14 protein-coding genes and 2 pseudogenes are annotated in these 26,761 nt (G+C 59.7%); 6 read left to right on the top strand and 10 right to left on the bottom strand.

What is annotated here, in order from left to right:
• Window positions 1-141: 141 nt before the first annotated feature.
• The 6 genes from QMK51_RS26055 to putP all read right to left on the bottom strand — a co-directional run bounded on the left by QMK51_RS26055 (window position 142) and on the right by putP (window position 10,226).
• Window positions 142-414, bottom strand: a complete 273-nt coding sequence (locus QMK51_RS26055) for a hypothetical protein (protein ID WP_320392465.1) — start codon at window positions 412-414, stop codon at window positions 142-144.
• Window positions 414-830: a hypothetical protein gene (locus QMK51_RS26060; RefSeq protein WP_259695921.1), complete on the bottom strand. Its 417-nt coding sequence runs from the start codon at window positions 828-830 to the stop codon at window positions 414-416. Before QMK51_RS26060 ends, QMK51_RS26055 begins: the two co-directional genes overlap by 1 nt.
• Complete coding sequence (locus QMK51_RS26065; RefSeq protein ID WP_320392466.1) at window positions 830-5,629, bottom strand: RHS repeat-associated core domain-containing protein; 4,800 nt, start codon at window positions 5,627-5,629, stop codon at window positions 830-832. The genes QMK51_RS26060 and QMK51_RS26065 overlap by 1 nt, the downstream gene beginning before the upstream one ends.
• Window positions 5,629-6,366: a DUF4123 domain-containing protein gene (locus tag QMK51_RS26070; protein ID WP_320392467.1), complete on the bottom strand. Its 738-nt coding sequence runs from the start codon at window positions 6,364-6,366 to the stop codon at window positions 5,629-5,631. Before QMK51_RS26070 ends, QMK51_RS26065 begins: the two co-directional genes overlap by 1 nt.
• The gene (locus tag QMK51_RS26075; protein WP_320392468.1) at window positions 6,356-8,374 is read right to left on the bottom strand and encodes a type VI secretion system tip protein VgrG; all 2,019 of its coding nucleotides are present in this window, start codon (window positions 8,372-8,374) and stop codon (window positions 6,356-6,358) included. The genes QMK51_RS26070 and QMK51_RS26075 overlap by 11 nt, the downstream gene beginning before the upstream one ends.
• 367 nt (window positions 8,375-8,741) lie before the next feature.
• Window positions 8,742-10,226, bottom strand: coding sequence for a sodium/proline symporter PutP (gene putP / locus QMK51_RS26080; RefSeq protein ID WP_320392469.1), 1,485 nt, complete (start codon window positions 10,224-10,226; stop codon window positions 8,742-8,744).
• A gap of 460 nt (window positions 10,227-10,686) precedes the next feature.
• Here putP and putA point away from each other — a divergent pair, with 460 nt between their 5' ends.
• Entirely contained in the window at window positions 10,687-14,640 is a 3,954-nt protein-coding gene (gene putA, locus QMK51_RS26085; RefSeq protein ID WP_320392470.1) for a trifunctional transcriptional regulator/proline dehydrogenase/L-glutamate gamma-semialdehyde dehydrogenase, read from the top strand.
• Between the two features lie 256 nt (window positions 14,641-14,896).
• Entirely contained in the window at window positions 14,897-16,699 is a 1,803-nt protein-coding gene (locus tag QMK51_RS26090) for an acyl-CoA dehydrogenase (protein WP_320392471.1), read from the top strand.
• Between the two features lie 134 nt (window positions 16,700-16,833).
• Here the strand turns inward: QMK51_RS26090 and QMK51_RS29075 are convergent, their stop codons facing one another.
• From QMK51_RS29075 to QMK51_RS26105, 4 genes and pseudogenes are all read right to left on the bottom strand, one after another.
• The gene (locus QMK51_RS29075) at window positions 16,834-17,679 is read right to left on the bottom strand and encodes a methyl-accepting chemotaxis protein (RefSeq protein WP_413817546.1); all 846 of its coding nucleotides are present in this window, start codon (window positions 17,677-17,679) and stop codon (window positions 16,834-16,836) included.
• Window positions 17,680-17,700: 21 nt separating this feature from the next.
• Window positions 17,701-18,813, bottom strand: a pseudogene (locus QMK51_RS29080) (cache domain-containing protein); the annotation flags it as partial.
• A gap of 55 nt (window positions 18,814-18,868) precedes the next feature.
• A complete protein-coding gene (locus QMK51_RS26100; RefSeq protein WP_258697894.1) occupies window positions 18,869-19,171 on the bottom strand; it encodes a cell division protein ZapA in 303 nt (100 codons plus the stop codon).
• On the bottom strand, window positions 19,168-19,398 hold the full coding sequence (locus QMK51_RS26105; protein ID WP_258697895.1) for a hypothetical protein: 231 nt from the start codon (window positions 19,396-19,398) through the stop codon (window positions 19,168-19,170). Before QMK51_RS26105 ends, QMK51_RS26100 begins: the two co-directional genes overlap by 4 nt.
• A gap of 290 nt (window positions 19,399-19,688) precedes the next feature.
• Here QMK51_RS26105 and QMK51_RS29085 point away from each other — a divergent pair.
• The 4 genes and pseudogenes from QMK51_RS29085 to mscK all read left to right on the top strand — a co-directional run.
• Window positions 19,689-20,444, top strand: a pseudogene (locus QMK51_RS29085) (MCP four helix bundle domain-containing protein); the annotation flags it as partial.
• A complete protein-coding gene (locus tag QMK51_RS29090) occupies window positions 20,436-21,299 on the top strand; it encodes a methyl-accepting chemotaxis protein (protein WP_408980646.1) in 864 nt (287 codons plus the stop codon). The pseudogene QMK51_RS29085 and the gene QMK51_RS29090, both read left to right, overlap by 9 nt.
• A 287-nt stretch (window positions 21,300-21,586) precedes the next feature.
• Window positions 21,587-23,329: a potassium/proton antiporter gene (locus QMK51_RS26115; protein WP_320392474.1), complete on the top strand. Its 1,743-nt coding sequence runs from the start codon at window positions 21,587-21,589 to the stop codon at window positions 23,327-23,329.
• Between the two features lie 33 nt (window positions 23,330-23,362).
• A complete protein-coding gene (mscK, locus tag QMK51_RS26120) occupies window positions 23,363-26,713 on the top strand; it encodes a mechanosensitive channel MscK (protein WP_320392475.1) in 3,351 nt (1,116 codons plus the stop codon).
• Window positions 26,714-26,761: the final 48 nt, after the last annotated feature.

Below are 26,761 nucleotides of genomic sequence, written 5' to 3' on the forward strand. Positions count from 1 at the left end.
TTTTTAGACATTGTAGTCGGACGTACTACCGTTGCCTGTCCGGGTTCGTCATCGTAAATTCTGATCAGAAACACATCCTCTTCGTTCTGTATGTCGTAGTTATAACCACGGTACTCATATCCAAAATCGTGGTCGACATCATCAAAGCGAGTAGCCTTCACTATCTTCAAAGTAGCAGCCCGTTAAACGCCACTGATAAACATAGATGGATATACTTATTTTGTCAGTATACTTCCAGGTTGGTTTTTCCGTCGTATAACCACTGACTACTATCACCAAAACAACATAACTGTCGCGAGCAAAGGTAAAGCCGTAGCTAACTCCTACTTTTAATAGAAAGGGGACGGATTTATTTATTACTCTTGAGAATGCCGACGCGTGGGAGTCCAGACTGACAGGCACCACCTTATCCATCACCAACTGTCCCGATCTTCAAGACTCGCCAAAAGAAGATCTTCCTTCCATGCCTCCTGAGCCAACATATAGACATCTTGAAGAAATCCACGGGGATCCTCCAATGCATACCACTCACCACGCGGCCAACTACCTGCATCTTCTTCATCTATATCAAACAAACTCTGAAAATCATAAGACGCATCGCTTAGCTTTTCCGCTAGAAAATCCATCAGCACGAGCTTATGTCTATAGGACAGATAACCTAGATTCAAGCTGTATCTTTTGATCAGCTCCGCTCTGTCAAAGCGGTCATTAGGATTAAATACTTCCAGTTCCGCACCCCGAGTCTCCTCGCGATCATAAACATCAAAAACGCCAATAAACCACATCAAATCTGGCTGAAACTCTTCATTTAAAAATGGATCTCGCAACATCATTTTCTCCCCGAAGGATAAGCAGTAAAAGGCCGCAGCACATTATCCTTATCGAACTTAACTTCAAACCAATTCAGATCTTCATTTAGTCTTGGGCTACTAACGTCTTTCTTGTTTGGCCTATAACCACGCCCGGCCCCAGGTAGTTCCATCCTTACAATCGGATACTGATTGTGGTCCTTCCCTGTATGCGGGCTCAAACCTAACGCTTCCCTTGTCATAGCTTTATTCAACGCCCCCAAATGCATACGCCAGTTTCTGAATTGAGAGCTCGAGTTCCCTTTAGCGCCTTTCGGAACCTCACCGGTATGAGGATCGGCCCCATTAACTGCTCGTTGTTTGAGCGCTTGGTCAGATATTTCTGAGCTGTGTTTTTTGACTGTGTGCATATCGTATTTTGCTTCCATTTCTTCAACACGGCGCTTCGCATTCGCCTCAGCCAACTCATCAATCCGCGCCCTCCGCTGATCACCTGTCAGCTTCGGCAGCGCCGGCTCACCGTCATCAACCTTAGCGCCAGTCGTATCATCCGGCGCCCCACACCCAGGTTTGTTCGGTGGCGGACAGTTCCCGCTCAACCCCAACGGATCAACCCACCCCGTCGGATTCGGGGTGTATTGATACTGGTTCAGCCCACCCGCCAACTTGATCGGATCCGGCGTCAGATACCGCCCCACCTCCGGATCATAGTACCGATGCCGGTTATAGTGCAGACCACTCTCTGCGTCGAAGTACTGCCCCTGAAAGCGCAGCGGCTGGTCGAGCTGCTCGCCCCCACCGAACGCCAGACGCGTGACCTTGCCATAGGCGTTGTACTTCGCCGACCAAACGATCTCACCACCGTAATCCGTCAGTTCCTGCGGCGTACCGAGGTGATCGAGTTGGTAGTAGAACGGGCAAGCCTTTTTCGGGCCTTTGCCGTCAAGCATCGCCAACGGACGAAAGCTGCCGGGTTCATAGACGTAGCTGCGGTAGTGCTCGCGGCTGCTTTCAGCGACGAGGTTGTCGCCCTGCCAGAAGAACTCGGTGGTCTTACCGTCGACAGCTTTCTTGATGCGGCGGCCGAAGGCATCGTAGCGGTAACTTGAACAACTGCCGTCCGGAGTAGTGACGCCGATCAGCCGATGCTGGCAGTCGTAGCGGTATTCGGTGACCAGTTTCTGCGCGGTGCCGCGGCGTTCGCGGATGAGGTTGCCGAAGGCGTCGTAGTCGTAATGACGGTCGCCTTGCATCAGCAGGCGATTACCCAGCACCTTCGCAACGCCGGGCCGGTTCTGCATCAGCAGGTTGCCGGCGGGGTCGTGGGCGAAGGTTTCCGGTGGGTCGTCGCGGGTGTGGCGCACGCAGGTCAGGCGGTTGAGTGCGTCGTAGTAATAGCTGCGCTGGCCATGACGGCTGTCGGCGATGGTTGCCAGGTTGCCATTGACTGCGTAGCTGTAGTGACGCATGTAAAACGGACGGGATTGCTGGTTGATGGCGTGGGCTTGCAACCGGCCTTGTTCGTCGTAGTGATATTGGCTGGTGAGCTGACCTTGTTGACGCTGCTGTTCGCGACCGAACGCGAATTGGTGGGTGGTGAGCCGCGCGCCGTTGAGGTCAATGGCCGTCAGCGCGCCACCCTTGGCGTGGTGGTAATCGAGTTTGCTGCCGTCCGGCAGGCGCAGGCGATTGAGCTGGCCGCAGGCGTCGTAGCCATAGCGCAAGGTGCCCCAGCCCTGGTGCTCGGTGATCAGGCGATCCTGCTGGTCGTATTCGAATTCCAGCGGATGGTCGTGGCCGTCGTCGACACTGATCAGTCGGCCCAGCGAGTCGTAGCGATAGTCGACCTGGATGCCATCGGGCAGGGTTTTGGTTAGCAACCGTCCGGCCGAATCCCGTTGATACCCGGTAACCCGCTGCGAGCCGTCATCGCCGAACTCGGTTTTCTCCAGCAAATGACCGTTGAGGTCGTAGGCGTACGCGGTGCGGCGGCCGTCGAAGCCGGTTTCCTGTCGGATCAGGCCGTTGGGCGTGTAGTCCAGCTGATAGTGTTCGCCGGATTCGTTTTCGATTTCCGTGAGCAACAGCTGCGCGTTGTCATAGCGGTACTGGAGCTGGGTGCCGTCGGGGTTGATCCGGCGGCTGACCAGGTGCAGGTCGTCGACGTATTCATAACGGGTGACGCGGCCCAGTTCATCGCGCTCGGCGGTGATCTTGCCGTAGGCGTTGTAGCTGAAGGCGCGAGTGGCGCCGGTAGGCAACGTCGTCTGGATCAGTCGGCCGACGGCATCCCATTGGTACTGGGTGACGGCACCATGTTCATCCTGACGGGTAATCTGCCGACCCAATACATCGTAGGAAAAGCGCCGCTGCCCACCGTCCGGCAGCGTTTCCTCGAGCAACTGGCCCAAGGCATTCCAGACGAACACATGGCGGCTGGTGTCCGGGTAGCGGATCGACAGCAAGCGTCCCTGAGCGTCGTAGTGATAATGGGTGACCTGCCCGTCCGGATCGGTGGCTTCGGTAACATCGCCCTGGGCATTGCGCTGATATTTCCACACCGCTTTGCCGCGAGAGCGCGCATGCAGGAAACCGTTGCGATATTCGTAGGCCGTCGGCTCGTCTTCCGGCGGAATCAGCGCCACCAACCGTCCGACTTCGTCATAGCGGTATTCAGTGACGGCGCCGAGCGGATCCTGCTCGGCCACCAACCGCCCCTGATCGTCATAGGCCTTGAGGTGTTCGCCACCATCCAGCTCGACCTTGCGCACCAGCCGCGCCCGGTCATCGTGGACGTAAACCTCTTCGCTGCCGTCGATGTTCTGGACGGTGACGCTACCCTCGTCATCCCAGACATAACGCGTGTCCATCTGCGAAAACGACGCCCAGTGGCGAATACATCTGGCCGACTTGCCAGACCGTTCCCACTCCCAGAAGAAACTCGCCCCACCGGCCAGTTGCCGCTGCAGGATCACGTGTTGGTCGTCGTAGTCGTAACGTTCGCTCTCGCCGGCGGCGTTGCTCGCCTCGATCAGTTGAGCGCATTCGTCGTAGCGGTAACTGACCAGCGTTTGCTCGGTGTGCCAGGCCTCGTCGAGGGTCTGCGCCGGGACAAACACCTGATAGTCGACGGCGATCAGATGCGCGCGGTGATAGCGCAACAGCAAGGCGCAACCGGCACCGTTGTCGAGGCGTTGAATGCGCTCCTGGCGGTCGCGGGTGATGCGCAAGCGGTTGCCGTACGCGTCGCTGATCGTGGTCAGCCGGCCGTTATGAAAGTGGTAAAAACGCGCGTCGTCGCCAGCCTGGGCGAGGATCAGTTCCTCGGGGTCAGCGCCGAGATAAATCGCGGCGCGCGCGAGGCTGTTGTGGATCGCCGGGCGTTCGTGGTTCGGCAGCGGGAAGGGGGTGCGGCGGTTTTCGTGGTCGATCCAGATGACGGTGTCGCCATCGATTTCCAGTCGATGGGCAAGCGAATGGCTCCAGCCAAATCCGAGGCCGCAGTCGATCTCGGCAGCGCTGGTGCGATAGAGCCGGGTGAAGTCAAACGGCAGGATGCCGTCCAGCACACCGTCGGTGAGGGTCAGCAGTTCTTCACCGGTAACCATCGATACCGGGCAGCCATTTTTGCAGGTCGACGGCGCGCAAGTGGCGCTGTCGCCGTTGGGGTTTTTCGCTTGATCGGGGGAGTCGTCGTGGTGTTCGTCTTTCTTCAGCGCAGCGTTGCGACGTGCGCTCCAGCTCAATTGCATCCGGCCTTTTTTCATGCCCGCCGCGATGCCACGCGCGGCGACTTTTTTGTAGCGGTCGACGTAGCTGATGAAGTTATTGATGATCGTGAAAATCGCCTTCACGAGACGCAGGACGGCACTGAGTAACTGCGCGGCTCGATCAGCCAAGCGCATCGTCAAATAGGCGATGCCGGCGCCCGCCCCGGCGAACGTCAGGACGATGCCAATCAGGATGTCGATCAACAGCTGCACCACCATCATCGACACTGCTTCGGCGGTTTTGCCGGCGATCTCGCTCGGTGGCAGCATGTCCAACCACAGGCTGGCGCAGCGCACCAGCAGGCACAGCGCTGCTTCGTCACTGGCTAGCAACTGGGCTTTTTCCATGACATCCGGTGCGGTTTTGGCGAGCTTTTCCAGCTCTGCGGCGCTTTCACCCAACCGCTCTGCGAACTTCGCCGGATCCTTGAGAATGTCTGACAGCAGGCTGATGCCGTCCCACACACCTTCAATGGCCGCCCAACTGCCCGCGAGCATTCCATTGCCTACAGCCACCGAAGACGACTGCGACCACTTCGGCTTGAACGTCCGCCACTCATCTCGCAGCCAGCTGTCGAGCTCCTTCGTCAGGCCATCGTAGGAAGAGAAAAGATCTTCAACTTGCTGTGGTGTGACTTCGTTGTGGACGTGAATGCGGTAGAGCTTGCCTTCTTCCCCTCGGAACGTTCCCTTGCCATTTTTATCGAGCGTGACCGGCGTCGACTTGCCGCCATCCATGGCAATCACATCGACCTGAATATTCCCCACGGGAATGTCATAAACCGATTCAAATTTGCTCTCGATCTCGAGCTTTCCACCTTTCGGGCACTGCACGACTGTGGAGAGAAAGTCGTCGTCGCCACTGCTCACCACGGTGCTGGCATTGCCGAATCTGATGATCCGTTCCATGCCCATCAGCGAAGGCAGATCGGCAGCGTGACTGGCCGTATCTGCCGCCCGGCTGAACCAGTGCTTGAGCTGTTCGCGGTAGAGCGTCAGGGTGTTCGGAAAACTGTCGAGCTCCTGCTCGATGCGCACAATCTGATCCATCAGCTCAGCTCCGCCATCAGGTAATCCTCCAACGCTTGTTTCGGTGCTTGGGGCAGGTCCGGCGCTTCAAGAAAACTCGCGGCCTTGCGCCGCAAAACGCTTTCGGAAAACGCTTCAAACAGGTCCGGGCGGTCTTCGCTCAGCCACTTCAGCAGGTTGTTGATTCGGGTGATTTCAGACTGTGCGGCGAGCTGTTCCAACAACGTCGCCGGGACTTTCCACCATGGAAAAACGAGGGAGGTTTTCAGCGCGCGACCACCGATCTCGTGCGCCTGACCATTGATCAGGCAACGCCCGATCAGCGGCAGCAGTTGCACGGAATCGACCTCGGCGGATTGCAGAACTGGCAGCAGATAGCGCCCATCCCAGAACCGAAAAAACACCTTGTCGCCATTGGGCAGCAGCGCTTGTGAGAGAGAGCGAAAGTGCTCGACCAGTGCTTGATGACTGGCCGCGGAAACCGCCAACCAGCCCCAGTCACGAGACTCAGTGGTAGCGACCCACTCCAGAAACTCACTGCCAGCAGCGACGATTCCGACATAGGGCATCACCGCTTCCCACTCGGCATACGCGGTGTCAGCCCAAATCGGGCTCGGCGCTTGAGCGGTGATTGAGCGTTGCCAGGCTTTGAACGGTTCAGCAGCACTGGCGCTGCTGAAAATCGCAAACAGTTGCTCCGCCGGTTTCAGCGGCTGGCGCTCCAGCCAGGCGTGAGGTGACAAGGCATCAGGCGGCACAAACACCGTCCTTGCAGCGCTCGCATTCTTCGCAGAACGGCGCGTCGCTTTGCAGGCTGAGTATTTGTGCGGCACTGAGCAGCGCCGCCGGGGCGGCGGCGAGTTTCAACGGAACATCCGGCAGGCTCGGCGCCGAAGCCATGGCCGCCATCGGCGCACCACCGACCTGAATCGGCACGCTACTGAAAATCCCGCCGGGGCCGATGTTGATCCACTGCCCGCCCGCCTGAATGGTCGCGCTGGCGCCGCCGTCGATGACCACTTGCTGGCCGGCGCTGACGTGAAACTGCTGACTGGCATTGAGGGCCTGACTGGTCACGCGAATGTGCCGGTCACCGGCCACCACCAAGTGATCGTCCAGCCGCACTTCGGTCTGGCGCTGACCGTGGGTGATGCGTTTTTCGTCAGCCTTCAGTTCATGGCGGGCGGTGCCAGTGACGACGATGCTGCGAGCGTTATCGACCTGCACCTGTTGATCATTCAGTACGTGCTGGGTCCAGTTTCGCTGGGCGCGCAGGTAGATTTCCTCGGCGCCCTTGCGATCCTCGATGCGCACTTCGTTGTAACCGCCGCCGCCGGGACTACTTTGGCTGCGGAAAATGCTGCGGGTCTTGTCCGCCGGCAGATCGAGCGGCACCGGGGTCGCCGCGTTGGGCAGGCAACCCATCACCAGCGGTTTGTCCGCATCGGCGTCGACGAACCCCACCAGCACTTCCATGCCGACGCGCGGAATCATCACGCTGCCGTAACGGTCATGCGCCCAGCCAGTGGCGACACGCAACCAGCAACTGGAGTGCTCGTTGAGCTCACCGTCACGGTCCCAGGCGAGCTGAACCTTGACCCGACCGTACTCGTCGCAATGGATTTCGCTGTCAGTCGGGCCGGTGACCATGGCAGGTTGATAGCCGAGCATGCGTGGCTTTTCTGGTCCCAGCGGCGGGCGAAAGGAAACGTCCCACGGCGTCGCCAGAAAGGTATTGCGATAACCCTGGAAATCATCCGGGCTGTCGCTGGTGGCCGACTCTTCCAGCACCTGCGGTTGCCGGCCCCGGTGCTCGATTTCGGTGATCAACCACAGGTCATTCCACGCCTGGCGCGGGTGTTCGGCGAGGTGTAGGAAATGCCCACTGACCAACGCAGATTCGTCACCGCGACCTTCGGCCTGGCGGTAATCTGCCCCGTGGCGCTCCAAGGCCCGTTGCGCCAGATGCTTGCCATGTTCGCGATCGGTGAATTGGCCGGGGAAGTGGTAGTCCTCGAGCACCGGTCGCTGCTCGCTGTCGTGGCGGCTTTCGAGTTGCAAACGCGGTTTACGGAAGTCGTAGTCCCGGCGAGTGACCGCTGTGGTCCGGGTTTCCAGCCGCACGTTGAAACGTTTGATCGCTGGCGCATCTGCCGCCATCCCACTGCCTGGCAGGTACAGCGTCGGCTCGGGCAGCCGGGGGAAAACCGTCTGGTCATCGCCGAACACCAACAGATGCCCGTCGGGGCTGTGCTGGAAGTGGTAGTGAATACCTACCTCGGCACACAACCGCTGGATGAACGCCAGATCGCTTTCGGCGTACTGCACGCAATACTCGCGCTCGGGGTAGTCGCTGCCGAGCCGGAACTCGAAGGCATCGCGCTGGATGCTGTGGTCTTTGAGGATTTGCGCGACGATAGTCGGCACGCTTTTGTGCTGGAAAATCCGCTGATTGATACGCTGACCGAGGTACGCCAGACGCGGCACGAGACTGATTTGGTAGCCCGTCAGACGCTGGCCGGAATCGCTCTGGCCGACGCGAAAAATCTGACCGTGAATACCGGAACCTTGCGCATCGAAACTCAGAAAGGCCTGACGATGCAGCAGGCTTTCGAGCTCCAGATCCGGGCGCTCGCTGACCAGTTCCAGGTCAAAGCGGTAGGGTTGGCTGATGGCTTCCTTGCCCGTGAACTCAAGTACCTTGAGCTCATTCTGGACGCCGTCGAGGGTCAACGTGAAACGCGGTTGATTGGCTGGCGCGAACATCCGATGTGTCTCTACAGAATGAAGGCGGGCGATTCTGCATGAGCGACAAGGGGTGTTGAGGGAGGGACAGGGAAATCAGATTTGTCCTGCTTTTTTAGGGATTTTTCCTTCAAAAACCAGTGTATTTAGCTACAGACAACTCCTTCAAAACCACCACCAAACAATGTGGGAGCGAGCCTGCTCGCGATTGTGCCGGATCAGTCGACATTAATGTTGCATGATCCACCGCTATCGCGAGCAGGCTCGCTCCCACAGGGAATTCATAGCGTTTCGAGATTTGCGTGGTCCAAAAAAAACGGCCCGCCTCCAATAAGGAAGCGGACCGTTTTCATGTTCAGCGAAAGGTCAGAGCATCAGCTCATCCCCATCACTGGTTCAGGCGGAAATCCTTCTCGGCCGCAGCAAAGCGATGAAGCATGCCGGCGGTCGGTGCGCCCCTTTTGCTGACGAAGTAGATCGCCAGGCTGGCGAAGATGAAACCAGGGATGATTTCGTACAGACCCAGCAGTTCGAAGTGTTTCCAGACGATCACGGTGATCGCGCCGACCAGGATGCCGGCCAGTGCGCCGTTGCGGGTCATGTCTTTCCAGATCACGGAGATCAGGACAACTGGACCGAACGCGGCACCGAAACCAGCCCAGGCGTAGCTGACCAGACCCAGTACACGGTTTTCCGGGTTAGCCGCCAGAGCGATGGCGATCAGGGCAACCAGCAGCACCATGGCACGGCCGACCCAGACCAGCTCAACCTGGGAAGCGGTTTTACGCAGGAAGGTTTTGTAGAAGTCTTCGGTCAGGGCGCTCGAGCACACCAGCAGTTGGCAGCTCAGCGTACTCATTACCGCCGCCAGAATGGCCGACAGCAACACACCGGCAACCCACGGATTGAACAGGATTTTCGCCAGTTCGATGAACACACGTTCGTGGTTTTCGGTCACGGGCAACGCCAGGGCAGGGTTTGCCGAGAAGTAAGCGATACCGAAGAAACCTACAGCGACGGTGCCGCCCAGGCACAGGATCATCCAGGTCATGGAGATGCGACGTGCCTTGGCAATCGACTTGACCGAATCCGCCGCCATGAAACGCGCCAGGATGTGCGGCTGACCGAAGTAGCCCAGGCCCCAGCCCATCAGCGAAATCACGCCGATGAAGGTGGTGTTTTTCAGCATGTCGAAGTTGCTTGGATCTTGTGCTTCGATGGCCAGGAACGTGGTGTCGATGCCGCCAGTGGCCAGCAGCACGATGATCGGCGTCAGCAATAGGGCGAAGATCATCAGCGTGGCTTGTACGGTGTCAGTCCAGCTCACTGCCAGGAAACCACCGACGAAGGTGTAGGCAATCGTCGCCGCAGCACCGGCCCACAGCGCTGTCTCGTAGGACATGCCGAAGGTGCTTTCGAACAGACGGGCACCGGCCACGATGCCGGAAGCGCAGTAGATGGTGAAGAACACCAGGATCACGACCGCGGAGATGATCCGCAGCAGGCCGCTTTTATCTTCAAAACGGCTGGAGAAGTAATCCGGCAGGGTCAGTGCATCGCCGTTGTGCTCGGTCTGCACGCGCAGACGGCCGGCGACGAACAGCCAGTTCAGGTAAGCACCGATGATCAGGCCGATGGCGATCCAGCTTTCGGAAAGACCGGACATGTAGATAGCGCCCGGCAGGCCCATCAACAACCAGCCGCTCATGTCGGAAGCACCCGCGGAGAGTGCGGTCACGACGCTGCCCAGGCTACGACCGCCCAGAATGTAGTCAGAAAGGTTGTTGGTGGAGCGATAGGCCATGAAGCCGATCAGCACCATTGCTGCGATGTAGATCACGAACGTGATCAGGGTTGGATTGCTTACGCTCATTGAGTGACGCCCTGGCATTGTTTTTATGTAGCGGCGGCCAGTGAACCGCTGGCAAACGACGACGTTTGACAGACGATTCGGGGGCCCGCGCATTTATGACTGATGTTTCCCCAGGAAAGCCATCAGCCGGTGCACCGATCTTTTTGACCGGTTGCACCTTGGCCGCGAATGCTATTCAACAAAGCAAATAAGGTGCAACCAGTTTCGCCAGAATAAGTTGCACCTAGTCGGATTATCTTGAAAAGGGTCGTTTTTTGCTCCTTTTCAGGGCGTTTTTCGCATTGCGCTAGAAGCAAAAGCACCAAGCAGGCGCGGGAGATGTGTACCAGAATTTATTTCCTGACGAGCCGCCGATTATTCCGACAAAAAAGGGTTGCACCCGGTTGCACCTCGACCAACGCACAGCTAATCTTGCCGCCAGCTGATGCCACGAGGTCGTGGCAAACATGAGGATAAAAATATGGCTACCACCACCCTTGGGGTCAAACTTGACGACCCGACCCGCGAACGCCTCAAGGCCGCCGCGACCTCGATTGATCGCACGCCGCACTGGCTGATCAAGCAGGCAATTTTCAATTACCTGGAAAAACTCGAGGGTGGTGCAACCCTGACCGAGCTGAGCGGTTTGACCGGCAAAGACGCCGACGACGCTGGCGAAGTCCATACCGATCACGCGCACCAGTGCTTCCTGGAGTTCGCTGAAAGCATCCTGCCGCAATCGGTGCTGCGTGCGTCTATCACTGCCGCTTACCGTCGCCCGGAACCCGAAGTGGTACCGATGCTGATCGAGCAGGCGCGCCTGCCGGCCCCGATGGCCGACGCCACCAACAAGCTCGCCGCCTCGATTGCCGAGAAACTGCGCAATCAGAAGAGCGCCGGCGGCCGTGCCGGGATTGTTCAGGGCTTGTTGCAGGAATTTTCCCTGTCGTCCCAGGAAGGCGTGGCACTGATGTGCCTGGCCGAAGCGCTGCTGCGCATTCCGGACAAAGGCACTCGCGACGCATTGATCCGCGACAAGATCAGCACCGGCAACTGGCAGCCGCACCTGGGCAATAGCCCGTCGCTGTTCGTCAACGCCGCCACCTGGGGCTTGCTGCTGACCGGCAAACTGGTCGCGACCCACAACGAAGCCGGCCTGACGTCGTCCCTGAGCCGCATCATCGGCAAGAGCGGCGAGCCGATGATCCGCAAGGGCGTCGACATGGCCATGCGCCTGATGGGCGAGCAGTTCGTCACCGGCGAAACCATTGCCGAAGCCCTGGCCAACGCCAGCAAATTCGAAGCCAAAGGCTTTCGCTATTCCTACGACATGCTGGGTGAAGCCGCACTCACCGAGCACGACGCCCAGAAGTACCTGGCCTCGTACGAACAAGCCATCCACTCGATCGGCAAAGCCTCCCACGGTCGTGGGATTTATGAAGGCCCGGGCATTTCCATCAAGCTGTCCGCCTTGCACCCGCGTTACAGCCGCGCCCAGTACGAGCGCGTGATGGACGAGCTGTACCCGCGCCTGCTGTCGCTGACTCTGTTGGCCAAGCAATACGACATCGGCCTGAACATCGACGCCGAAGAAGCCGACCGCCTCGAGTTGTCGCTGGATCTGCTGGAGCGCCTGTGCTTCGAGCCGCAACTGACCGGCTGGAACGGCATCGGCTTCGTGATCCAGGCTTACCAGAAGCGTTGCCCGTACGTGATCGATTACGTGATCGACCTGGCTCGCCGCAGCCGTCATCGCCTGATGATCCGCTTGGTGAAAGGCGCGTACTGGGACAGCGAAATCAAACGCGCCCAGGTCGAAGGCCTGGAAGGCTATCCGGTCTACACCCGCAAGGTGTACACCGACGTTTCCTACATCGCCTGCGCACGCAAACTGCTGTCGGTGCCGGAAGTCATCTATCCGCAGTTCGCCACGCACAACGCCCACACCTTGTCGGCCATCTACCACATCGCCGGTCAGAACTATTACCCCGGCCAGTATGAGTTCCAGTGCCTGCACGGCATGGGCGAACCGCTGTACGAACAAGTTGTAGGTAAAGTTTCCGAAGGCAAGCTGAACCGTCCGTGCCGCGTGTACGCACCGGTCGGTACTCACGAAACACTGTTGGCGTACCTGGTGCGTCGTCTGCTGGAAAACGGTGCGAACACCTCGTTCGTTAACCGCATCGCCGACCAATCTATTTCGATTCAGGAGCTGGTGGCCGATCCAGTGGCCAACATCGAGCAGATGGCGACGCTGGAAGGCGGCTTCGGCCTGCCGCACCCGCGTATCCCGCTGCCGCGTGATCTTTATGGTGCCGAGCGCGCCAACTCCAGCGGCATCGACATGGCCAACGAACATCGTCTGGCTTCCCTGTCGTGCGCCCTGCTGGCCACTGCTCACAACAACTGGAAAGCCGCGCCGATGCTCGGCTGCGCGTCCAGCACTGAAATCCCTGCGCCGGTATTGAACCCGTCGGATCTGCGTGACGTGGTTGGTCACGTACAGGAAGCCACCGTCGAAGACGTCGACAACGCGATCCAGTGCGCCCTGAACGCTGGGCCGATCTGGCAGGCCACCCCGCCGGCCGAACGTGCCGCGATCCTGGAACGTGCCGCCGATTTGATGGAAGGCGAGATCCAACCGTTGATGGGCCTGTTGGCTCGCGAAGCCGGCAAAACCTTCGCCAACGCCATCGCCGAAGTGCGTGAAGCCGTGGACTTCCTGCGTTATTACGCGGTGCAGGCTCGCAACGATTTCACCAACGATGCCCACCGTCCGTTGGGTCCGGTGGTCTGCATCAGTCCGTGGAACTTCCCGCTGGCCATCTTCAGTGGTCAGGTCGCTGCTGCCCTGGCCGCCGGTAACCCGGTACTGGCCAAACCTGCGGAACAAACCCCGCTGGTGGCCGCTCAAGCCGTGCGTTTGCTGCTCGAAGCCGGGATTCCGGAAGGCGTGCTGCAACTGCTGCCGGGCCGTGGCGAAACTGTCGGCGCCCGTCTGGTCGGCGACGATCGCGTCAAAGGCGTGATGTTCACCGGCTCCACCGAAGTCGCTCGTTTGTTACAACGCAATGTCGCCGGTCGCCTGGATGCCCAGGGCCGTCCGATTCCGCTGATCGCTGAAACTGGCGGCCAGAACGCGATGATCGTCGACTCCTCGGCGCTGACCGAACAGGTTGTGATCGACGTGGTGTCGTCGGCATTTGACAGTGCTGGCCAGCGTTGCTCGGCGCTGCGGGTACTGTGCCTGCAGGAAGATTCCGCCGACCGTGTCATCGAAATGCTCAAGGGTGCCATGGCTGAATGCCGTCTCGGCAACCCTGAGCGCCTGTCCGTGGACATCGGCCCGGTGATCGATGCCGAAGCCAAAGCCGGCATCGAGAAGCACATCCAGGCCATGCGCGACAAAGGTCGCAATGTGTATCAGGTGGCCATCGCCAACAGCGAAGAAGTCAAACGCGGCACCTTCGTGATGCCGACCCTGATCGAACTGGAGAGCTTCGACGAACTGCAACGGGAGATCTTCGGCCCGGTTCTGCACGTGGTTCGCTACAAGCGCAAAGAGATCGATCAACTGATCGGCCAGATCAACGCTTCCGGTTACGGTCTGACGCTGGGCGTGCACACTCGCATCGACGAAACCATCGCCAAGGTGATCGACAACGTCAACGCCGGTAACGTCTATGTGAACCGCAACATCGTCGGTGCCGTGGTCGGCGTGCAGCCGTTTGGTGGTGAAGGCCTGTCGGGTACGGGTCCGAAGGCCGGTGGTCCGCTGTACCTGTACCGCTTGCTGTCGACGCGTCCTACCGATGCGATCGAACAATCCTTCGCTCGCGGCGACGCCATCGCTGCACCGGACGTCCGCCTGCGTGACGCCATGAGCAAACCGCTGACCGCCCTGAAAGCCTGGGCCGACAGCAACAAGCTCGCTGACTTGAGCGCCCTGTGCGTGCAGTTCGCGGCGCAATCGCAAAGCGGGATCACCCGTGTACTGGCGGGCCCGACCGGCGAGCGCAACAGCTACGCCATCCTGCCGCGCGAACACGTGTTGTGCCTGGCGGACGTCGAAGGCGATCTGCTGACTCAACTGGCGGCGGTGTTGGCCGTCGGTGGTTCGGCGGTGTGGCCGGATGCTGAACCGGGCAAGGCCCTGTTCGCACGCCTGCCGAAAGAAATCCAGGCGCGGATCAAGCGGGTTGCCGACTGGACCAAGGACGAGGTGGTGATTGATGCGGTTCTGCATCATGGCCATTCCGACCAGTTGCGTGCGGTCTGCCAACAAGTGGCCAAGCGTGCCGGTGCGATTGTCGGGGTTCATGGTTTGTCGCAGGGCGAAACCAACATTGCACTGGAACGTCTGGTGATCGAGCGTGCGTTGAGCGTTAACACCGCTGCGGCGGGTGGTAATGCCAGTTTGATGACGATCGGCTAAAACCGATAATCCGGGCTGCCGCAATGGCCGCCCGGTATGCAATCCCCCTGTGGGAGCGAGCCTGCTCGCGATAGCGGTCTGTCAGTCACATCTGTTTTGGATGTGCCGCCGCCATCGCGAGCAGGCTCGCTCCCACATTTGTTTTGTGGCGCCTGCTAAGCCGCCGCTCTGCTGCACCATCACGCTCATCAATCATCCTGTTCAGCCTCTATTCCCACGCCTAGACTCGGTCCATTCCAAAATAAGGTAGGCCGCCATGTCCGAGACGTTGCTCAGTTCCCGTAATCTGGCTTTCGAGCTGTATGAAGTCCTCGATGCCGAGGGCCTGACCCAGCGTGAGCGGTTCGCCGAGCACAACCGCGAGACCTTCGATGCGGCCATCGGCACTGCCCGCAGCATCGCCGAGAAGTTCTTCGCCCCGCACAACCGCAAGGGCGACGAGAACGAGCCGCGCTATGAGGACGGTCAGGCGATTCTGATTCCAGAAGTGAAACCGGCGGTGGATGCCTTCCTCGAAGCCGGTTTCCTCAACGCCGCGCGCAATTTCGACGCCGGCGGCATGCAACTTCCTACGCTGCTGTCGCAAGCGTGCTTTGCGCACTTTCAGTCGGCCAACGCGGCGTCGACTTCTTACCCGTTCCTGACCATGGGCGCGGCCAACCTGATCGAAAGCTTCGGCACCGATGAGCAGAAGCAGCGCTTTCTGCAACCGATGATCGACGGCCGCTTCTTCGGCACCATGGCCCTCACCGAGCCCCATGCTGGCTCGTCGCTGTCGGATATTCGTACCCGCGCCGAGCCTGCGTCCGACGGCACGTATCGACTCAAGGGCAACAAGATCTTCATCTCCGGCGGCGATCACCCGCTGTCGGAAAACATCGTGCACATGGTGCTGGCCAAATTGCCGGACGCACCGGCCGGTGTGAAGGGCATTTCACTGTTTATCGTGCCCAAGTTCCTGGTCAACGATGACGGCAGTCTCGGCCAGCGCAACGACGTGTTGCTGGCCGGGTTGTTCCACAAGATGGGCTGGCGCGGCACCACGTCCACCGCGCTGAACTTCGGCGACAACGGCGAGTGTGTCGGCTATCTGGTGGGCAAGCCGCACCACGGCCTGAGCTACATGTTCCAGATGATGAACGAGGCGCGGATCGGCGTCGGCATGGGCGCGGTGATGCTGGGTTATGCCGGTTATCTGTACTCACTGAAATATGCCCGCGAGCGTCCGCAAGGTCGGGTGCCGGATAGCAAGGACCCGACCACCGCGCCGGTGGCAATCATTCAGCATGCCGACGTCAAACGCATGCTGCTGACCCAGAAAGCCTACGTCGAAGGCGCGTTCGACCTCGGGTTATATGCGGCGCGGCTGTTCGACGACACTACAACCCTTGAAGGCGAAGCCGAGCGCAAACAGGCTCATGAGCTGCTGGATTTACTGACACCGATCGTCAAATCCTGGCCGTCGGAGTTTTGCCTGAAGGCCAACGAACTGGCGATCCAGATCCTCGGCGGCCACGGTTACACCCGTGAGTATCCGGTGGAGCAGTATTACCGCGACAACCGCCTGAACCCGATCCATGAAGGGACTCATGGCATTCAGTCCCTGGACTTGCTGGGGCGCAAACTGGCGCAGAACGGTGGCGCGGGGCTCAAGCAACTGATCCGCCTGATCGCCGACACCGGCGAGCGGGCGCAGGTGTATGAATCGCTAACGCCGCTGCGAGAACCGCTGGAGAAACTGGTGGCGCGCCTGCAAGCCGTGACCATCGGCCTGCTGAGCGACCTGGCTCAGGGCAAGGTCAACAGCAGCCTGGCGAACTCGGCGCTGTACCTGAAAGTGTTCGGGCACACGGTGATTGGCTGGCGCTGGCTGGAACAGGCGATTCGGGCCGAGGAAGGGTTGACCAAAGGGAATGCGGCGGATGTGAGCTTCTATAAAGGCAAGCTGCAGGCGGCACGGTATTTCCTGACGTGGGAGGTGCCGGGTTGCCACCATGAGCTGGCGATTCTTGAGGCACGGGATGATGTGTGCCTGACGATGCGGGATGAGTGGTTCTGATCGAAGCCTTGTAGCGCTTCCGAAAACCAATCGCGAGCAGGCTCGCTCCCACATTTGAACGCGTTGTCTGGTTAGACGCGAACCATGTGGGAGCGAGCCTGCTCGCGATGGCGTCGGTACAATCAACGCGATTGTCAGCTCAACCGAAACCCACCCATCTGCCGAGCCAAATCATCCGCCAAGCGCTGCAACGTCTGACAGTCTTCACGGCAAGCCCTGACTTCCCCCGCCGTGGCCCGCGCCAAATCAGAAATCCCCTGTACATTGCGGTTGATCTCTTCCGTCACCACCGACTGCTCTTCCGTCGCCGTGGCCACCTGATGGTTCATATCGCTGATGCGCTCGACCTGCCCGGTAATCGCCGTCAGCGACGCCCCGGTGCGCTGACTCGACTCAACGCCCGTGCCGGTCGCCGCTTGCCCGGAATGCATGGAAGACACCGCATTCTCCGCGCCTTGCTTGAGACTGCCGATCATTTGCTGGATCTCGTCGGTGGACGACTGAGTCCGCCGCGCCAGGGTCCGCACTTCATCGGCCACCACCGCAAACCCGCGCCCCATGTCCCCGGCCCGCGCCGCTTCGATGGCGGCGTTGAGCGCCAGCAGATTGGTCTGCTCGGAAATCCCGCGAATCACCGCCAACACCTGATCGATGGACGCCACTTGATGAGCCAACTCGCCCACCGCACCGGCGGCGATACCAATCTCGTCGGACATGCTTTCGATATGCCGAATCGACCCGCCCACCACTTCCCGCGCCTGCAGCGCTTCATCCCGCGCGGTTTGCGAAGCGACGGCCGCGTTGCCGGCGTTCTGGGCGATTTCCTGCACGGTCAGGCCCATTTCGTGAACAGCGGTGGCGACCATGTCGGTCATTTCCTGCTGACGCCCCGAGCGTTCGGCCGTGTTGTCCACCACCCGCGCCACCTGGCCGACCGCCGTGCGCAAACGCTCACTGGTGGCCAGGACTTCGCCGATCATGTCGCGCTGACTTTCCAGGAAGCGATTGAAACCGCGAGCCAGGTCACCCAGCTCATCGGCGCGGCTGGAATCTAACCTGTGGGTCAAATCTCCACCACCGCTACCGATGGCTACCAGCGCCACTGTTACCTGACGGATCGGCCGTACCAGCCCACGGGCGAGCAACACCACTAATAAAAGACAGACCAGCGCCACGACCAGACCAATACCGCTGCTCATCCACATCGCCCGGCGAGCTTCGGCGTAGATCTGCGACTGCGGTACTTCGGCCACCAGGGTCCAGCCCAGATCACGCAGTGGCAGGCTCAAGGCCAGAAACTCTTCGCCATCGCGGGCAAAACTGCTGGTGGCAGCTTTTTGACCCATCACTGCTTGCGCCGCCGAAGCGCCGATTTGCTCGACCAGCGTACGTTTGCCGCTGAACTGCGCCTCGGGGTGAACCTGGATCAATCCGTCGGAACGCACGAGATAGACCTTGCCGCGCTCACCAAAGTTGAAATTCTGGATCAGCTCCGACAGTTCTTTCATGCTCAGGCCCAGCCCGGCGACGCCCACGACTTTACCGGCCTGCTCGACCTTGAGGTCGATGAACAGCGCCAACTCACCGGTGGCGGTGTCATTGTCGATATTGAGGGTGCGCGGCTGATTGCTGTCGAGGAATGAATAGAACCAGGCGTCGTTGGGATTGGAACGGCTGAGCGTCCGGTCCAGGCCTTTTTCAGTGATGTAATGGCTTGAAGCGGCGCCGATAATCAGCGCGGTAAAGGCTTTTTGCTCGGTGCGGATGCCTTCCAGATACTTCACGAATGTGTCGGTCTGGACACTGTTTTCGCCCCCGGCCAACCAGTCTCGCACCATGCTGTTACTGGCAATGTCCTTGGCGGCGGTGAGGGGTTGAACGAGGATTCGCTCGATGTCGTTGCGCATCGCTTCGATGCTCGACGGCAGCGCCTGCTCGACCAGATAGCGCTGGGCGAGGCGGTTGACCACGAGGGTATAAATGCCAACCACGATCAGAATACTGACCAGCAGGGCGGTGCCCATGCTCAGGATCAACTGCCATTGAATACTGCGTCGCCAGAACTGCATGGAGCACCCCCAAAGAATAAGAGGCTGAAACACTGCAACAGCCATGCCGATTGTATACAACTAAATCGACAATTTATTCTTTGGTTGTGCGCAAAGCCGCTCAGGCCTGGTTGATCGTCTTGGCGATCACTTCAACCGTGGCGCTGACTTGCTCTTGGTAACGGTCGAGTTCCTGCCGGTGACGCTTTTGCATTTCGATCTGCTGCGAGCACAGATTCATCGCCGCCAGCACCAGCAAGCGGTCACCGATCAGCGTCGGGTATTTCTTTTTGGTCTCGGCCAGGGCGGCCTTCAACATCAATGCAGCGTCCAGCAGGGTCTGCTCTTCCCCGGCTGGCGCCTTGATTGAATAGTCCTCGCCCAGAATCGAGACGACTTTTACCCCTGCGGCGCCGTAACTCATGCGCTGACAGGGCCGGCGCTGACGCGCTCAACCAAGGCCTGGATGCGTGCGACAGTGGCGCCTTGTTTCTCTTCCTGTTCCATCAGGCTCAGTTGCAGGCTTTCGTTTTCATCCTTGACCCGGGCCAGTTCTGCACTCAGGGATTGATGGGTGCCGAGCAGGGTCTGGTTCTGTTGCACCAGGTCGCTGACCAGCTGTTCCAATTGGCTTAGGGATGCTTCTAACATTTTGATTTTCCGGGCATTTTCAAAGGGCGCGTACGATAAAGAAAAGTCACTGTGGAAGCCAGGGTTATGCAGGCGCAAGGCCTTGATTTTCCTGGCGGTCGACCTTCCTCGCGAGCTTTAAAGACTGCGATTGACGGCTCTGGTTCCTGCACTTCGTCGTTGCGGCCCTTCTGCGACAAATGCGCGCAGCGACTCAAGACTTTAGTCGTATGACCGATAAGCCATGAATACAGCAGTCTCAGCGCCGCACGGATGCGCTTTTTTCGGTGAACACCATGTCCCTACGAAATATGAATATCGCACCGCGGGCGTTCCTCGGCTTCACCCTGATTGGCGTCATGATGCTGATCCTGGGTGTGTTCGCCCTGAACCAGATGAGCAAAATTCGCGGCGCCGCCGAGGAGATCACCTCGAACAGCGTACCGAGCATTAAAAGCCTCGATGAATTCACACAGCTGACCCTGCGTCTGCGCGTGCTGTCTTATCGCCTGTTGGTGAATCGTGAGCCGGACGTCCAGCTGAAAACCATGGACCTTCTGGAAACCCGTAACCAGCAGATTCGAACGGCTCAGACGGCCTACGAAAAGTTGATCGCCAGCCCGCAGGAACGTGCGGCCTATGATCAGTATGTGCAGTTGCTGGGGCAGTATCGCCAGATCGAAGACCGGATGAAGAGCCTGTCGCGCAACAATCAGGTCGATGAACTGCGCACACTGGTCAACACCGATTTGCTGAACAACTCTGAAGCCATCAACACCGTGCTCAACCGCCTGCTGGAGATCAATACCCAACAGGCCGACAACGCCAACCAGCAAGCCGCCGACCAGTACTCGTCAGCCTTCAACCTGGTAGTGACCCTGCTGGTGATCGCCACTGGCCTGACCCTGCTGTTCGCCTGGCTGCTGACCAACAGCATCACCAAACCCATCGCCAACGCCCTGAGCGCCGCCGAAGAAATCGCCGAAGGCAACCTGACCCGCCCGATCACGGTCGATGGCGAAGATGAAGCCGGTCGTCTGCTCGCCGCGATGGCGAAGATGCAGGAAAAACTGCGCGACACCCTGCAACGTATTTCCGGTTCGGCTACACAACTGGCGTCCGCCGCAGAAGAGCTCAACAGCGTCACCGACGAAAGCGCCCGTGGCCTGACCCAGCAGAACAACGAAATCGAACAGGCCGCCACCGCCGTCAATGAAATGACCAGCGCCGTGGAAGAAGTCGCCCGCAACGCGGTGAGCACCTCCGAAGCCTCGAAAAACGCCACCACTTCGGCGGGCGACGGTCGTGATCTGGTACAGGAAACCGTCAGTGCCATCGAGCGCATGAGCGCCGACGTACAGAGCACCGCCACCCTGATCGGCGATCTGGCCAACGAGTCGCGGGACATCGGCAAGGTGTTGGACGTGATCCGCGGTCTGGCCGACCAGACCAACCTGTTGGCGTTGAACGCCGCCATCGAAGCAGCCCGTGCCGGTGAAGCCGGTCGTGGTTTTGCGGTGGTCGCCGACGAAGTGCGTGCCCTGGCCCATCGCACCCAGCAGTCGACCAGCGAAATCGAACGCATGATCGGCAGCATCCAGAGCGGCACCGAACACGCTGTGGATTCGATGCGCAACAGCACCGAGCGCGCCGAATCGACTTTGAACATCGCTCGCGGTGCCGGCCTGTCGCTGGACACCATCAACAGCGCCATCGTCGAAATCAACGAGCGTAACCTGGTGATCGCCAGCGCGGCCGAAGAACAGGCCCAGGTGGCCCGTGAAGTGGACCGCAATCTGGTGAACATTCGTGACCTGTCGGTGCAATCGGCCACTGGCGCCAACCAGACGAGTGCGGCCAGCAGCGAGCTGTCGCGCCTGGCGCTGGACCTGAACAACATGGTCGGGCGGTTTAGCCTGTAACGGCTACACCACCTCTGTGGCGAGGGAGCTTGCTCCCGCTCGGCTGCGAAGCAGTCGCAAATCGGTCCAAGCATTGAACCTGATGCAACGCAGCGCCGGTTTGGGGTCGCTACGCGACCCAGCGGGAGCAAGCTCCCTCGCCACAGTGATCTCATCCAGCCGAAGCGGGTGTGGATGATCAGCGTTAAAAGCTTTTTGACAGCATCACATTTCAACAGGTTAGAATCGCTGGCACGCAGACTGCATGGTCAGTTTTCGCCCGCCTTTACGCTTCTGGAGTACTGCCTTTGAATGCGACGACCATCAACAGCCTGTTCTTGATCGGCGCGTTGCTGGTAGGTGCGAGCATTCTGGTGAGCTCACTTTCATCGCGCCTCGGGATCCCGATTCTGGTGATCATCCTCGCGGTGGGCATGTCGGCCGGTGTCGACGGCGCCGGCATTATTTTCGATAACTACCCCACGGCTTATTTGGTCGGCAACCTCGCCCTGGCAGTGATCCTGCTCGACGGCGGCTTGCGCACCCGGGTGGCAAGTTTTCGCGTGGCGTTGTGGCCGGCGCTGTCGCTGGCTACGGTCGGGGTGTTGATCACCACCGGGCTGACCGGGATGGCGGCGGCGTGGCTGTTCAACCTGAACCTGATTCAGGGCCTGCTGATCGGCGCCATCGTCGGCTCCACCGATGCCGCGGCCGTATTCTCGCTGCTGGGTGGCAAGGGCCTGAACGAACGGGTGACCGCGAGCCTGGAGATCGAGTCCGGCAGCAACGACCCGATGGCGGTGTTCCTCACCGTGACCCTGATCGACATGCTCGCCAGCGGCCAGACCGGCCTGCACTGGAGCCTGCTCGGGCACTTGCTGCGTGAGTTCGGTATCGGCGGCGTCATCGGCCTCGGCGGCGGCTGGTTGATGCTGCAACTGGTCAACCGCATCCATTTGGCCACCGGCCTTTATCCGATTCTGGTGATTGCCGGCGGCCTGGTGGTGTTTGCCCTGACCAACGCCCTGCACGGTAGCGGCTTTTTGGCGGTGTACCTGTGTGGCCTGGTGATCGGCAACCGCCCGGTGCGAAGTCGCCACGGCATTTTGCATATGCTCGACGGCATGGCCTGGCTGGCACAGATCGGCATGTTCCTGGTGCTGGGGCTGTTGGTCACGCCCCATGACCTGCTGCCGATTGCTTTGCCGGCGTTGGGCCTGGCGCTGTGGATGATTCTGTTTGCCCGTCCGCTGTCGGTGCTGGTCGGCCTGCTGCCTTTCAAAGCGTTCCATGGGCGCGAGAAGGCATTCATTTCCTGGGTGGGCCTGCGCGGCGCGGTTCCGATCATTCTGGCAGTGTTCCCGCTGATGGCCGGGCTGCCCAACGCTCAGCTCTACTTCAACCTGGCGTTCTTTATCGTGCTGGTGTCGCTGTTGGTGCAGGGCACAAGCCTGCCGTGGGTTGCCAAGCTTTTGAAAGTGACCGTCCCGCCAGAGCCCCTGCCCATCACCCGTTCGGCGCTGGAAGTGCATGTCACCAGCGAGTGGGAGCTGTTCGTGTATCGCCTCGGTGCCGAGAAATGGTGCATTGGATCCCCCCTTCGCGAGCTGAAAATGCCCGAAGGCACCCGTATCGCGGCCCTGTTTCGTGGCCAGCAACTGCTCCATCCGTCGGGTAGTACGGTGCTCGAAGTCGATGATTTGCTCTGCGTAATCGGCCATGAACACAACCTTCCGGCCCTTGGAAAACTCTTCAGTCAGGCACCGCAACGGGGGCTGGATTTGCGCTTCTTCGGCGACTTCGTTCTCGAAGGAGACGCCCAGCTGGGTGCGGTTGCTGCCCTGTACGGGTTGAAAGTCGAAGGCATCGATCCAAACATGTCCCTGGGCCACTTCATTGCCCAGAAAGTGGGCGGTGCCCCAGTCGTCGGTGACCAGGTGGAGTGGAACAACACCCTCTGGACCGTCGCGGTCATGGAAGGGAACAAGATCGGTAAAGTGGGCGTCAGATTCCCCGAAGGAAGTCGCCCCGGTCCCGGCTTGTTCCTCTAAACTCCATTCTTCATCTCGTTTCGATCGGTCTCTATGTCAACTCTGCGCACCTTTTTCATCATGGCCCTGCTGGGCTTGAGCCTTTCCATCAGCACGCTGCAAGCCGCCGAACCGCCGTCTAGCGAAGCCGTGCAGGCGAGCCTGAACAAGATCGCCGACCGCAAACTGCCGGAAGCCGACCAGAAAACCCTGCAAACCATCCTGCAGAGCACGCTCACCCAGCTCAACAACCTGCGCGATTACGATCAGAAGCTGATCGATCTCAAGCAGCAGTTGGCCAACGCTCCGAAGCAGAATATCGAGAACCAGCGCGAACTGACCCGCCTCAAGGCCACCAAAGTGGTGCCGGTGGGGCAACGCTATACCAAAGAGACTATTCAGCAGCTCGAACAACTGTTGACCGAACGCTCCACCCAGCAAAGCGATCTGCAGAAAGCCCTGGCCGAAGCGAACAGCCTGATCATCACCGCCCAGACCCGCCCCGAGCGCGCCCAGGCCGAGATCTCTGCCAGCCAGACGCGTATCCAGCAGATCAACAACACCCTCAAGCTCGGCAAGGACAGCGGCAAGACCTTGACCCCTGAGCAGCGCGATCAGCTCAATGCTGAACTCGCGGCACTGAACGCCTTGATCCCGTTGCGTCGCCAGGAACTGGCCGGCAACAGCCTGTTGCAGGACCTGGGCAACAGCCAGCACGACTTGCTGTCGGAAAAATCCGATCGCCTGGATCAGGAGATCCAGGACCTGCAAACCCTGATCAACCAGAAACGCCTGGCCCAGTCGCAAGAGACAGTGACCCAACAGTCCATCGAAGCGCAGAAGGCCGGCGGCAGCAGCCTGCTGGCCACCGAAAGCGCGGCCAACCTGAAGCTCTCGGACTACCTGCTCAAAAGCACCGACCGCCTCAATGAAGTCACTCAACAGAACCTGCAGACCAAGCAGCAACTGGACAGCGTGACCCAGAGCGATTCGGCACTGGACGAACAGATCAACGTACTCAAGGGCAGCCTGCTGCTCTCCAAGATTCTCTACAAACAGAAACAGGCACTGCCGCGTCTCAGGCTCGACCGCGACCTGGCCGACCAGATTGCCGACATTCGCCTGTATCAGTTCGAAGTCAGTCAGCAACGGGAACTGCTCAGCAACCCGATTGCCTATGTCGACAACCTGCTGGCAACTCAACCACCCGAGCAAGTCACCCCGCAACTGCGCAAGAGCCTGCTGGAACTGGCCACCACCCGCGCGGACCTGTTGGAGCGTTTGAATCGCGAACTGAGCGCGGTGCTCAACGAATCCATCACCCTGCAACTCAACCAGAAGCAACTGCTCAGCACCGCACAAAGTCTGCGGGCGACCCTCGACGAGCAAATGTTCTGGATTCCCAGCAACAAGCCGCTGGATTTTGAGTGGATGCACGGCGTGCCGGATCGCCTGCAACGCCAGGTCACCACCTTGCCGTGGGCCTCAAGCCTGAGCGAACTGACCGATGGCCTGACGCAGCGGCCGCTGCTGTTCCTGCCACTGGCCTTGCTGATCGGGGCTCTGCTATGGCGCCGCAAGAATCTCTATGCCCGCCTGAACAAAGTTCACCAGGACATCGGCCATTTCAAGCGCGACAGCCAGTGGCACACACCGCAAGCGATTCTGATCAATATCCTGCTGGCGATGCCGGTCTCTCTGGGTCTGGCCTTGTGCGGCCTGGCCTTGCAGATCGACGCCCGAGGGCAGAACACGAACATGGGTGCGGCGCTGCTGCAAATGGCCCAGGCCTGGCTGGTGTTCTACACCGCCTACCGCATCCTCGCGCCGGGCGGCGTGGCCGAACTGCATTTCCGCTGGGAAAAACCTCAGGTCGAGTTCCTTCAGGGCTGGATTCGCCGACTCGGGCTGGTGGTGATGGCCCTGGTGACCGTGGTGGCCGTTGCTGAACTGCAACCGGCGGCGCTGGCCGATGACGTGCTCGGCATGCCGGTGGTGCTGACTTGCTACGCCTTGATGGCCTGGCTGCTCAGCCGTCTGCTGATCAGCAGCCCGACCCACGAAAACGCCTCGCTGTTCCGCAAGGCCGTGGGAGTGCTGTTCACCGTCCTGCCGATCGCATTGTTCGTCGCCGTGTGCTTTGGCTACTACTACACCGCGCTGAAACTCAGTGACCGATTGATCAACACGCTGTACTTGCTGATGTTCTGGCTGGTGATCGAAGCGACCTTCGTGCGCGGCCTCAGCGTTGCGGCACGGCGCCTGGCCTATCAGCGCGCCCTGGCCAAACGCCAGGCAGCGAAAGAGGCCGGCGACGGCGAAGCGGTGATCGAAGAACCGACCCTGGACATCGAGAAGGTCAACGAGCAATCCCTGCGACTGATCCGTCTGGCCCTGCTCGGCGGTTTCATCGCTGCGCTGTATTGGGTCTGGTCGGACCTGATTTCGGTGTTCTCGTACCTGGACAACATCACCCTCTACGAATACACCAGCGGCACCGGCGCCAACATGAGCATGGTGCCGATCAGCATCGGCGACATGCTCGGCGCGCTGATCATCATCGGCATCACCTTTGCGCTGGCGCGCAACCTGCCAGGCCTGCTCGAAGTGTTTGTGCTGTCGAAGCTGAACCTGGCCCAGGGCAGCTCCTATGCCACGACCACGTTGCTGTCCTATGTGATCGCCGGCGTCGGTTTCGTCTCGACCCTGTCCACGCTCGGCGTTAGCTGGGACAAGTTGCAATGGCTGGTGGCGGCGCTGTCGGTCGGTCTCGGTTTCGGAATGCAGGAGATCTTCGCCAACTTCATCTCCGGGATCATGATCCTGTTCGAACGCCCGGTACGGATCGGCGACACCATCACCATCGGCAACCTGTCGGGCACGGTGAGCAAGATCCGCATCCGCGCGACGACCATCACCGACTTCGACCGCAAGGACATCATCGTCCCGAACAAAACGTTCATCACCGGGCAACTGATCAACTGGTCCCTGACCGACACCATCACCCGGGTGACCCTCAAACTCGGCGTCGATTACGGCTCGGACCTGGACCTGGTGAAAGAGCTTCTGCTCAAGGCGGCGCGCGATAACCCGCGCGTGCTGAAAGACCCGGAACCTCACGTGTACTTCCTGAACTTCGGCGAAAGCACCCTCGACCACGAGTTGCGCATGCATGTGCGTGACCTCGGCGACCGCAACCCGGTACTCGATGAGGTCAACCGTTTCATCAATCGCGAGTTCAAGAAGCAGCACATCAACATCTCGTTCCGGCAGATGGAGGTCTACCTCAAGAACCTTCAGGGCCAGGAATACAAAATGGTTCCGGTTGAGCCGGAAACCAAAACCATTGTTCCGGTACCCACCAGCAAACCGCGGCAAGAGCCACCGCCTGTCGAACTCGACTAAGCGCTCTATCCCTAGCAGAATGCTCGGACATTCTGCTGGAGATGGCCG

It is taken from the genome of Pseudomonas sp. P9_31, from assembly GCF_034008235.1.
Classification (GTDB): domain Bacteria; phylum Pseudomonadota; class Gammaproteobacteria; order Pseudomonadales; family Pseudomonadaceae; genus Aquipseudomonas.